The organism is Alkalibacterium sp. MB6, from assembly GCF_009935905.1.
In the GTDB taxonomy this organism is placed as follows: Bacteria; Bacillota; Bacilli; order Lactobacillales; family Carnobacteriaceae_A; genus Alkalibacterium.
In genome coordinates this window covers 138,674-150,069 of the sequence record NZ_PREX01000002.1, presented here as the reverse complement: position 1 = coordinate 150,069, position 11,396 = coordinate 138,674, and the positions used below count along the sequence as shown (strand labels likewise).

The 11,396-nt window shown below is 38.4% G+C and carries 8 protein-coding genes; 7 read left to right on the top strand and 1 reads right to left on the bottom strand.

All coding sequences use genetic code 11. From position 1 onward, the window contains the following. Positions 1-80 precede the first annotated feature (80 nt). Genes C3945_RS01850 through C3945_RS01840 form a run of 3 tightly spaced genes read left to right on the top strand, consistent with a single transcriptional unit; the run spans position 81 to position 3,416 of the window. Entirely contained in the window at positions 81-1,151 is a 1,071-nt protein-coding gene (locus C3945_RS01850; protein WP_161877983.1) for an ABC transporter permease, read from the top strand. 46 nt (positions 1,152-1,197) lie between these two features. Continuing rightward, positions 1,198-1,917, top strand: coding sequence for an ABC transporter ATP-binding protein (locus C3945_RS01845; RefSeq protein ID WP_161877982.1), 720 nt, complete (start codon positions 1,198-1,200; stop codon positions 1,915-1,917). Beyond that, complete coding sequence (locus tag C3945_RS01840; RefSeq protein WP_161877981.1) at positions 1,914-3,416, top strand: phytoene desaturase family protein; 1,503 nt, start codon at positions 1,914-1,916, stop codon at positions 3,414-3,416. The genes C3945_RS01845 and C3945_RS01840 overlap by 4 nt, the downstream gene beginning before the upstream one ends. Before the next feature lie 123 nt (positions 3,417-3,539). Here the strand turns inward: C3945_RS01840 and C3945_RS01835 are convergent, their stop codons facing one another. Then, positions 3,540-4,349, bottom strand: coding sequence for a Cof-type HAD-IIB family hydrolase (locus C3945_RS01835; protein ID WP_161877980.1), 810 nt, complete (start codon positions 4,347-4,349; stop codon positions 3,540-3,542). Between the two features lie 192 nt (positions 4,350-4,541). Here C3945_RS01835 and C3945_RS01830 point away from each other — a divergent pair, with 192 nt between their 5' ends. From C3945_RS01830 to pyk, 4 genes are all read left to right on the top strand, one after another. Further along, positions 4,542-4,883 (top strand): metal-sulfur cluster assembly factor, encoded by a 342-nt coding sequence (locus C3945_RS01830; protein ID WP_161877979.1) that lies wholly within the window; start codon positions 4,542-4,544, stop codon positions 4,881-4,883. Between the two features lie 128 nt (positions 4,884-5,011). Further along, positions 5,012-8,338: a DNA polymerase III subunit alpha gene (gene dnaE / locus C3945_RS01825; protein WP_161877978.1), complete on the top strand. Its 3,327-nt coding sequence runs from the start codon at positions 5,012-5,014 to the stop codon at positions 8,336-8,338. A 216-nt stretch (positions 8,339-8,554) separates the two neighbouring features. Next, entirely contained in the window at positions 8,555-9,517 is a 963-nt protein-coding gene (gene pfkA / locus C3945_RS01820; protein ID WP_161877977.1) for a 6-phosphofructokinase, read from the top strand. Positions 9,518-9,584: 67 nt separating this feature from the next. Continuing rightward, positions 9,585-11,342, top strand: coding sequence for a pyruvate kinase (gene pyk, locus C3945_RS01815; RefSeq protein WP_161877976.1), 1,758 nt, complete (start codon positions 9,585-9,587; stop codon positions 11,340-11,342). Positions 11,343-11,396 lie beyond the last annotated feature (54 nt).

Here is an 11,396-nt window from a genome sequence, read left to right as displayed (position 1 = left end):
AAATAATTGAACTAAAAGTGGTTGGCAAAGTTCTTAACTTTTCATTGCAATTTTCTAAACATTTATCTTGCAAAACACAAGTGTATTCAAAAAAACGATTCGCACTCATTATTGGAGTCGTTGTACTTGTTTCCTATTTAGTTTTTTTCTTAACTGGACTTGCTTATGGGCTAGCTCAGGAGAATAGATCAAGTGTCGATAAATGGGAGGCAGACGGAATTGTGTTGGCCGAAGATTCCAATTTAAACGTCAATATGTCAATGTTTGCAAGAGAAACGATTGAAGATATTGAAGCTGGAGATAAGGCCAGTTTAGGCATCACGTCTAACGTTGTTACGTTAGAAGGGCAAGAAAATGATGATGATCAAAAAGTGAATGTTACATTTTTTGGTATAGACGAAGATAGTTTTATTTATCCTTCCCTTGTTGAAGGAGAGAATTTTAATGACTCCTATGAAGTGATCGCAGATATTAGCTTGAAAGAAGAAGAAGCATTCGAAGTGGGAGACGAACTGAAATTGGCAGGGGTGGATACGACGGTTACAATTACCGGCTTTACTGAAGATGCTAAATTCAACGTTTCGCCAGTTCTCTACACTAATCATGAAACCTATCAATCGATCCGTGCAAGTGGTTTTGGAGAACGGGAAGATGAGATCATTAGTGCGATAGTTGTACGTAGTGAAGGAGATAGTTTAGAAGGTATCGACTTGAATGGTGAAGATTTAGAACTCTATTCAGTCAGTGAATTTATATCCAATTTACCTGGCTACAATGCTCAAGTTCTGACTTTCGGATTAATGATTGGGTTCTTGGTTCTTATTGCTGCGATGGTCATAGGTATTTTCATTTATGTCTTAACCCTTCAAAAATCATCTATGTTGGGAGTAATGAAAGCTCAAGGCATCTCAACAAGTTATATATCTAAATCAGTAGTGGGTCAGACCTTTTTATTAACCGTATTTGGTGTGGGGACTGGGTTGGCATTAACTTTAATCACAGGTATGTTACTGCCTGCTGCGGTACCGTATCAAAATAATGTGCTATTTCTAGCAGGCATTACAACCTTGCTCATTGTCTGTGCATTAATTGGGGCATTCTTCTCTGTACGAGCTGTTGTGAAAATCGATCCGTTAGAAGCTATTGGTTAAAGAGGCAGTTGTTTCACCATTTAACTGATGAGATAGGAGACAGGACATGAAATTAATCGATTTAAAAGGTATAACAAAAGTATTTAATGATGGTAGAAAAGAAATAGAAGCGTTGAAGAAAACCGATTTCTCGGTAGAAGCTGGCGAGTTTACAGCGATTATCGGACCAAGTGGATCAGGTAAAAGTACCTTGCTCACCATCATCGGAGGTTTGCAAACACCTACTGAAGGTGAAGTCTTTATAAATGAAGACACATTTAGTGAGTTAACTGAAAAAGAACGTGCAAAGATGAGATTTAAAGAAATTGGGTTTATTTTACAGGCTTCAAATTTAATACCCTTTTTAACTATAAAGGATCAATTGAAATTGGTAAATAAAATTGAAAAGTCATCTTTTGAATCTGAGCGTGTCACATCACTATTGTCTAATTTAGGTATAGAAGACTTAATGGATAAATACCCATCCGATTTATCTGGTGGTGAAAGACAGCGAGCAGCTATTGCACGTGCGTTATACCATGGTCCATCGGTTATTTTAGCGGATGAACCTACTGCAAGTCTGGATACGGAACGTGCTTATGAAGTAGTCAAGATATTATCTAGAGAGACCAAAGAAAATAACAAAGCCACAATCATGGTTACTCATGATGAGAGATTGACTGATTTCTGTGATTCCGTTTACGTGATGAAAGACGGTGTCTTAACAAAAAAAGATGACAGTGAACGAAATAAAAGAGATGCTTATGATATTGGAGGAGAAGAATGAAGAAGACCGTAAGTGTTATTGGTGCAGGAGTTGCAGGGTTAGCGAGTGCGATTCGTCTGCAACACGCAGGCTATGACGTGACTCTTTACGAAAAAGAAAGCATGCCCGGCGGCAAAATGCACCAAATTAAGAAAGACGGATTTACTTTCGATTTGGGTCCAAGTATTGTTATGATGCCTGCACTTTATAAGGAAATATTTGAATTAGCCGGAAGAGACCCAGATGATTATATCCCGATGGAAAGACTTGATCCGATGTATACGGCTTATTTCGATGACGAAAAAATAGACGTATCCTCTGATTTAGTTAAGTTGATGGCTCAATTAGAAGACTTGAGTGACGAAGATGCTGCTGGTTTCTTGTCTTATTTAAAAGATATCTATGAGCGATATATCATAGCCAAAGATCATTTTTTACAGCGTCCATTTAGAAACGCCAAGGACTTTTATAATCCTTTTATGATTAATCAAGCAAGAAAACTAAAAACCTTTGATAGTGCCAACCATATGATTGCCAAATATGTAAAAGATAAGAGGCTTCAGCAAATATTAAGTTTCCAAACTTTATACATAGGAATATCGCCTAATAATGGACCGTCTCTTTACACAATCATTCCGATGATTGAGTATTTATATGGTGTCTGGTTCATTAAGGGTGGCATGTATACTATGGCTAGCGCAATGGAACGCTTGTTCAAAGAACTTGGGGGTACCGTTCACTATAATGCTCCGGTTGAACATATTCTCATCGAGAATAAACAAGCTAAAGGGATTCAACTAAACGGGGAACAGATATTGTCAGATTTCGTCATGTGTAATGCTGACTTCCCTTATGCAATGAAAAATTTAGTAAAAGATACAGAAGCAAAAGGGAAGTACACAGATAAGAAAATAGATTCCATGAAGTACTCGTGTTCATGTTTTGTTTTGTATTTTGGTATGGATAGAAAGTATGATAAAGTGGATTATGTCCACAATTTTATCTTCTCCAATGATTTAGACCGCAACTTGGACGACATTTTCAGTGGGAAATTATTAGACAAAGCATCCTTTTATGTATACATTGCCTCTAAAATGGACCCAACATTGGCACCTGAAGGAAAAGATGGCTTGTATGTCCTTGTTCCTGTATCTGATCTGTCAACGGCTGAATACGAATGGAATGAAGAAACGATTCAGTATTACCGCAACCAAGTCATTAACAAACTGAAGACGATTGAAGGCTTTGAAACGGTAGAAGAAGATATTATATCTGAATCGTATACAACGCCTGTCGACTTTGAGCAACGCTTTAATGCATATAATGGAGCAACATTTGGTTTAAGACCGACATTAACTCAAAGTAATCACTTACGTCCACAAGCAAAAGCTAAGCATACAGACAATCTGTACTTTACAGGTAGTAGCACTCACCCTGGAGCAGGTGTCCCCATTGTCTTGCTTTCTGCTAAAATTGCGACTGAAGAATTACTATTGGATGATCAGCCACAATCTAACTAGACAAAAAAGCGAACACGGCTAAGGATACCGGTGAATCAGTATCCTATGAGTCGTGTTCGTTTTTTGACGTTGACTTAAAATGTTCACCTTCAAGTAAAGTGGGAAACAAGCGATGCTCTGTTATTAATAAAAATAATCTTTCAAGTAACGAGCTAAGCCATCTTGATCATTGGAATAAGTAGTCACATCATCGGCTATCGCTTTTAATCGAGTAATGCCATTTTGCATAACAACACCGTGACCAGCATATTGAATCATTTCATAATCGTTTTCTTGATCTCCAAAGGCTAAAATATCACTTCTATGAATGCCGTAATAGTCAGCTATACGTTCGACACCCATCGCTTTTTGCACGCCGGCAGCGACGACTTCCAAACAAGGGGTTTGCCCGCCCCACGTACGGACTTCAACCGTATCATGATACAAATCAATGATTTTTTGCTCGATGATTGGTTGATAAGCAATTGTTGAAGTGAAAATCTCAACCGATAAGGGATCCTCTAGTAAAAACTCGGTTGATAATTTTTCACTTAACTCAATACCCTCAGGAAAGAAGTCTGGGTAAGGAATAAAATTCCCCTCAACATAAATCTTATCGTGGGACTCAGCAGCAATTAGCTGTACTTCTGGATGATCTTTTAATGACAGCATAGACAAAGCCAAGTCTTTACTCAAGGTCTTATAATATTGATGGGACCAGTCTTTGTCATTGGGATGGTGACACCAAGCCCCATTAAAGTTAACAATGGGTGTGTCCAATTTCAATTCATCATGGTAATAATAACTGTTTCTAAAGGGACGTCCTGTGACGATTGATACTATATGACCTTGTTTTCTTAAATCTGTTAAGATCGTTTTCGTTTCAGAACTAATGAGTGACTCATTAGTTAAAGTGGTGCCATCTAAATCTAGTGCAATCAATTTTCTTTTCAAACTATTTCTCCCCCTCTGGCGGTTTAAACTTACTTCTTAACAGTATAGCAAAGAGTTATGCTTTTGTATATTTAGGAATAAGAAACGCATAGGCGATTAAACTGCCATTAAACGTTCAACAAATTGTTTGTAAATAAGTAAACAAAGAGCAAGATATGTGGTATTATATAAACGAGTAAGGGAGGGAATTTCATGAGCGAAGAAAGAACGGTATGGACTGAAGAAGACATAAACGATATTAAACATCGTATTACCCAAGCCATGGAACAAGTCATCGATCCGGAGTTAGGGATTGATATAGTCAACCTAGGTCTTGTGTATGAGGTCAATGTGTTTAACGGTGGTTATTGTGAAATGAAAATCACACTGACAACGATGGGTTGTCCTTTAGCTGACGTTATAACTGAAGATATTTTAAATGCAATGAAAACAATACCTGAAATTACTGAAACGGATGTCAAATTGGTATGGTACCCTGCGTGGGATACAACCAGAATGAGCCGTTACGCGCGAATCGCATTGGGCATCAGATAAACAAACTCTCAGCAAAGGTTTTGGTAAAAATCCAAACACTTTGTTGAGAGTTTTTGGATTCTCCTATAAACTAAGGAGACAGCACAAATCATTATGCACTATAAAAGATAAGCCGAAAGGTGATAAATATGGGGTATACTCCTTTACACATCATGAGTTCATATACACTTTTAAACAGTACCATTACCATTCCAAAGCTTGTTAAACGAGCAAAAGACATGGGGTATACAGCACTGGCACTGACAGATAAGCATGTCATGCATGGCGCAGTGGAATTTTACAAAACAGCTAAAGCTCATGGGATTAAGCCTATTATTGGTTTGACGATTGACCTTAGTGTCTCGTTGGAAGCTGATGAAGACATCATACAGCCTATGGTGTTGCTTGCGAAAAATAAAGCCGGCTATCAGTCTCTTCTAGCACTCTCCAGTGCCATTATGTTACATAAAGAGAAGATAACACCAAAAGTGTTAGGGCAGTACACAGAGGACATCATCACCATTATTCCGTCCTATACAGATGATTTTAAAACGCTCATGAGTCATGAGTCATTTTTAATGTCTATAGAAAAACGAAAAGATACCTACATTGGACTGGACATGACTACCACATCCGAAACTGAATTGGATGCCATTCAAGCTATCTCTAAACAACTTCATTTGCCTTTAGTGGTGAGTGAACCAGTCTACTACTCAGACAAAGAGGATGCCGCATCTTTGAAAGTAATGCGAGCTATAGATAATCAGGCTAATGTGGACTATCAAGAGCTTAGTAATGGAAAGCAAAATGCCAATTTAAGAGAAGAAGAGGCAGTGCTTTCTTTATACAATCAATACAGATTGTCAGAAGCCGTAATAAATACTCAAAAAATTGCAGATGACTGCTATATTGAATTTAACTGGAGTCCAGTTTTACCGAAGTATAAAACACCGAATAACGTGTCTTCCGAAGACTTTCTTAAAGAACTAGCAAAGAAACAGCTAGCTATAAGAGTCCCGAACAGTTCAGATAACTACACTAGTCGATTGGAAAAAGAGCTGACGACGATTATAAAAATGGGCTTTGCAGACTACTTTTTAATCGTCTGGGACTTAATGGCCTATGCTCACCGAAACAACATCGTTACTGGATCCGGTAGGGGATCTGCAGCTGGTTCATTGGTGTCTTATGTGCTGAACATTACTGATGTTGATCCAATTAAATACAATTTACTCTTTGACAGGTTTTTAAATGAAGAACGGTATTCACTCCCAGATATTGATTTGGACTTTCCTGATAATAAACGTGAATTAATACTTGAATACGTCTTAAACACTTATGGCAGTGAACATGTGGCTCAAATTGCGACGTTTGGAACATTTGCGGCCAAGATGGCTATTAGAGACACCGGCAGAATATTAGGGTTGACGACGATTCAACTAAAGCAATGGTCAGAAGCAATACCTAATCAGTTGGGGATGACTTTAAAACTCGCCTACAAGCAATCAACGAGTTTAAGGGAACTTGTATCAGAGAGTGAGTTAAATAAAACACTATTTAAAATCGCTCTTAGTCTTGAAGGGCTTCCACGTCATGTCTCCACACATGCAGCAGGGGTTGTTATTTCTAAGAATCCCTTGGTTGAATCCACTCCGCTTCTAGAAGGAAATGGACACATGGCGTTGACTCAATTTGCGATGAATGATGTTGAAGCGGTTGGTTTATTGAAAATGGACTTTTTAGGATTGAAAAACTTAACCATCCTCGCCGATTGTTTGACAAATACACCCGAGCTTAAAGGTAGTATAAAAGAAAAGATTGATTCAATTGATCTTAATGATTCACTCACACTCGACTTGTTTAAAAAGGGAGACACAAATGGGATTTTTCAATTCGAATCAAGCGGCATACAAAATGTCTTAAGAAAATTGGAAGCCACTACCTTCGAAGATATCGTGGCAGTGAATGCCTTGTATCGTCCAGGTCCAATGGAACAAATTGACACGTATATTAATCGAAAAAAAGGTAAAGAGCCAATTGACTATGTGCATGAGGATCTAAAAGATATAGTTGGTGTGACGTATGGGGTTATGGTCTATCAGGAGCAAGTCATGAAAGTGGCTTCTCAAATAGCGGGCTACACATTAGCTGAAGCCGATTTATTAAGACGTGCCATCTCTAAAAAGATCAAATCAGAGATAGATGCGGGGCGCAAGGAGTTTGTTGCAGGTGCCAAACAAAGAGGGTATACAGAAGAAACGGCGACTCAAATCTATAATCACATTGAACGATTTGCCAATTATGGCTTCAATCGGTCTCATGCGGTATCTTACTCTAAATTAGCTTTCCAGCTTGCCTATTTCAAAGCACATTACCCAGCAGCCTTCTTCGTATCCTTAATGAAAGCAAGCGCCAATAATAAAGATAAACTAAGGCTCTATATGTTGGAAGCCAAACGACGCTCTATTCCTATTGTTCCGCCGAGAATTAATGAGAGCGGGGCTAGCTTTACAGTTAAAAATCAACAGATCTGTTTTGGTTTTGATATCATTAAGGGTTTGAGAAAAGATTTCATTTACCATATGATAAATGAAAGGCGAACCAATGGCCCATTCAAGGACTTACTGTCGTTTATCAATCGAATAGATAACCGTTGGAGAAAAGAACAGTATCTGCTTCCAATGATTCATGCGGGCTGTTTCGATGGATTGGGGGAAAATAGGAATACCCTTAGTCAGTCACTTGAACCGATGCTAAATAGCGTAACCATGAGTAAAGGTAATATCGAACTGTTCGAATCTTTAGCTCCTCGCTACGAGAGAAGGCCAGATCAGACGTTGGAAGAAAAATTAAATCAAGAATACGAAGCAACCGATTTTTACTTATCAGGGCATCCAACGGAACAGTATGAACAGATAAGAAAGCAGAAAAAAGCCGTCTATTTGTTGGAAGCGGCGACTAATCAGTACAACACGTTTATTGTCTCCATTACAGCAATAAAAAAAATACAGACAAAAAGAGGGGAACCGATGGCTTTTGTCGATATAACCGATTCGACAGGTGAAGCTACGTGTATTTTGTTTCCAACGGATTATAGAAAATACGGAAAATTAATTAAAGATCAGCCCACTATTTTGTTAGAGGGAAAAGCCGAATGGAAAAAAGGCAGATTAACTGTATTGACCTCTAAACTGACAGCGATTGAAGACATGACTATAGATAATCCGACTCCAGGTGAGCAGTTGTTTTTGAGGTTTACCAACCTCCCCGAACAAAAGGAGCAGTTCGGTGCAATCCTTAATATATTGCAAGACCATTCTGGTCAAGCGACAGTCATTATCTATGATGAGCAATCAAAAAAAACAGACGTATTGAAACAAAGTTACAATGTATCGACAGCTCCAAATGTCATTCTAAAGATTGAAGACATTATTGGAAAAGACAATGTAAAACTTAAGAACAAGGCTTCTTCTTGAAAACTAATGAAGTGAATTAGAAGATTTAGTGAGACAATTGTGCTTAAAAGTGATAAGATATGTAATGGGTGTAAAATATTTGATGAATCAAAGTGAAACAGTTGAAAGACACTATTATCAATGGTTATGTCTTGAGATGTTTTACATATCTTTATTATTATAGTTATAGACACTATTAAGTGAAGAGAGAATAATTGTAGTGAAGGTGGATAACGAATGAAAAGAATAGGCGTTCTAACAAGTGGTGGAGACGCTCCTGGAATGAATGCTGCTATTAGAGCAGTAGTCAGAAAAGCACTTTACGAAGGTATGGAAGTGTACGGAGTCAATTATGGATTCGCCGGCTTAGTAGCTGGAGACATTAGAAAACTATCCCGTAGAGACGTTGGAGATATGATTCAACGTGGAGGAACATTTTTATACTCAGCTAGATACCCTCAGTTTGCTACTGAAGAAGGACAGTTAAAAGGGATTGAACAACTCAAACGATTTGGTATTGAAGGACTCGTTGTAATTGGAGGAGATGGTTCGTATAGAGGTGCTTATGCCTTAACGAAACACGGCTTCCCTTGTGTTGGACTACCCGGAACAATTGACAATGATATTCCTGGTACTGACTACACGATTGGATTTGACACAGCTATTAACACTGTTTTAGATGCACTTGACAGAATTCGTGATACAGCAACATCTCACGTTCGTACTTTTGTAATCGAAGTCATGGGTAGAGATGCAGGAGATATTGCTTTATGGACAGGTGTCGCAAGTGGCGCTGAGCAAATTATCATTCCTGAAAAAGGCTTTGATATTATGAAAGTTGCTGATAACATTCGTGATGGACGAGAAAAAGGTAAGAAACACACAATCATTATATTGGCAGAAGGTGTCATGGGCGGAAGCGAGTTCGCAGAAAAATTGGATGCCATTGACAATTTCCATGTACGTGTATCCGTATTAGGGCACATTCAGCGTGGTGGATCACCTACAGCTCGAGACAGAGTATTAGCTTCAATGTTTGGAGCAAGAGCGGTTGACTTATTAAAAGAGGGAACCGGTGGTGTCAGTTTAGGTATTCAAAATGAAGACATCGTTGTTCATGATATAGTTGATACCTTAGATAACATGAAACACACGCCTAATATGAATCTATTTAAATTAAATGAAGAAATTTCCAGTTAATAGACTGAAAGTAACCACACATGTTTTTAAATAATGTAAAAAATCTTATAAATAGGAGAGTAATATAATGAAGAAAACAAAGATTGTTTGTACCATTGGACCAGCCAGTGAAGAGATAGATACATTAGTGAAATTAATCGATGCAGGGATGAACGTTGCCCGCTTGAACTTTTCACATGGAGACCACGAAGAGCATTTAAACCGTATCAACAACATCCGTGAAGCGTCTAAACGTACCGGTAAAATGGTTGGAATCATGCTTGATACAAAAGGACCAGAAATCAGAACGCATACAATGGTTGATGGAGCGATCCGCCTTGTAAAAGGTGAAACAGTTCGCGTATCCATGACTGAAGTTGAAGGAACTGCTGAGCGCTTTTCAGTGTCTTATTCAGACCTCATTAACGACGTCACTCCAGGATCAAGCATTCTATTAGACGATGGCTTGATTAACTTGCTAGTAACTGATTTGGATCACGAAAACAATGACATCGTCACTGTTGCTCAAAACACGGGAACATTGAAAAACAAAAAAGGTGTAAACGTACCTGGTGTTTCAGTTAACTTGCCAGGATTAACTGAGAAAGACAGATCAGACATTCAATTTGGTTTAGATAACAACGTTGACTACATTGCTGCTTCTTTCGTTAGACGTACATCAGACGTATTAGAAATCAAAGAAATTCTTGAGCAGCAAGATAAAATGCACGTTCAAATCATCCCTAAAATTGAAAACCAAGAAGGTGTAGATAACCTTGAAGAAATCATTGCGATTTCAGATGGTTTAATGGTTGCTCGTGGAGATTTAGGTGTAGAAATTCCAACTGAAGACGTTCCTGTTGTACAAAAGCGTATGATTCGTCTATGTAACAATGCTGGTAAACCAGTTATCACAGCTACTCAAATGCTTGATTCTATGCAAGTAAACCCACGTCCAACACGTGCAGAAGCGTCAGACGTAGCGAACGCTATTTTTGATGGTTCAGATGCTATCATGTTATCAGGTGAAACAGCTGCTGGTGATTACCCAGTTGAAGCAGTACAAACCATGTATAACATTGCCGTTAGAACGGAAAGTGCATTAATTAATCAAGATGCTTTCGCACTTAAAGCGTATGACCAAACGGACATGACTGAAGCAATTGGTCAAGCCGTTGGACACACAGCTAAAAACTTAAATATCAATACAATTGTAGCAGCAACTGAATCGGGACATACCGCTCGTATGATTTCTAAATTCAGACCAAAAGCTGATATCTTAGCTGTTACCTTTAGCGAAGAAACAGCTCGTGGATTAGCTCTACAGTGGGGAGTACAACCTACAGTTTCAGAAAAACCAACATCTACAGATGATATGTTCAACTTAGCCACTCAAACAACAGTAGAAAAAGGATTCGCTAAAGAAGGCGACTTGATTATTATTACTGCTGGTGTACCTGTTGGTGAACGTGGAACAACAAACGTGATGAAGATTCAATTAATTGGGTCAAAGCTAACTAGCGGTCAAGGCGTTGGATCAGAATCTGTTATTGGTAAAGCCATTGTAGCCAATTCAGCAGAAGAAGCACTAGAACGCGCTATTGAAGGTGGCATTCTAGTAGTTAAAAACACTGACAAAGACTACTTGCCTGCTATTGAAAAATCAGCTGCTATTGTTGTTGAACAAGGCGGATTAACCTCTCACGCAGCAGTTATTGGTATTGCCATGGGTATTCCTGTGATTGTATCAGCAGAAAACGCAACTGAGATTATTGAACAAGATGAGTTAATTACAGTCGATGCAAGACGTGGTATTATTTACCGCGGTGCAACAACTGCCATCTAATTCATTTAAATTAAAGCAATAAACACCTGATGAGATAAGGTCACAGGATTCGAA

What these genes read in the sequence shown, in the direction of transcription:
- C3945_RS01845 (WP_161877982.1), top strand. Translation starts at nt 1,198, where the DNA reads ATGAAATTAATCGATTTAAAAGGTATAACAAAAGTATTTAATGATGGT.
- C3945_RS01830 (WP_161877979.1), top strand. Translation starts at nt 4,542, where the DNA reads ATGAGCGAAGAAAGAACGGTATGGACTGAAGAAGACATAAACGATATT.
- dnaE (WP_161877978.1), top strand. Translation starts at nt 5,012, where the DNA reads ATGGGGTATACTCCTTTACACATCATGAGTTCATATACACTTTTAAAC.
- pfkA (WP_161877977.1), top strand. Translation starts at nt 8,555, where the DNA reads ATGAAAAGAATAGGCGTTCTAACAAGTGGTGGAGACGCTCCTGGAATG.
- C3945_RS01840 (WP_161877981.1), top strand. Translation starts at nt 1,914, where the DNA reads ATGAAGAAGACCGTAAGTGTTATTGGTGCAGGAGTTGCAGGGTTAGCG.
- pyk (WP_161877976.1), top strand. Translation starts at nt 9,585, where the DNA reads ATGAAGAAAACAAAGATTGTTTGTACCATTGGACCAGCCAGTGAAGAG.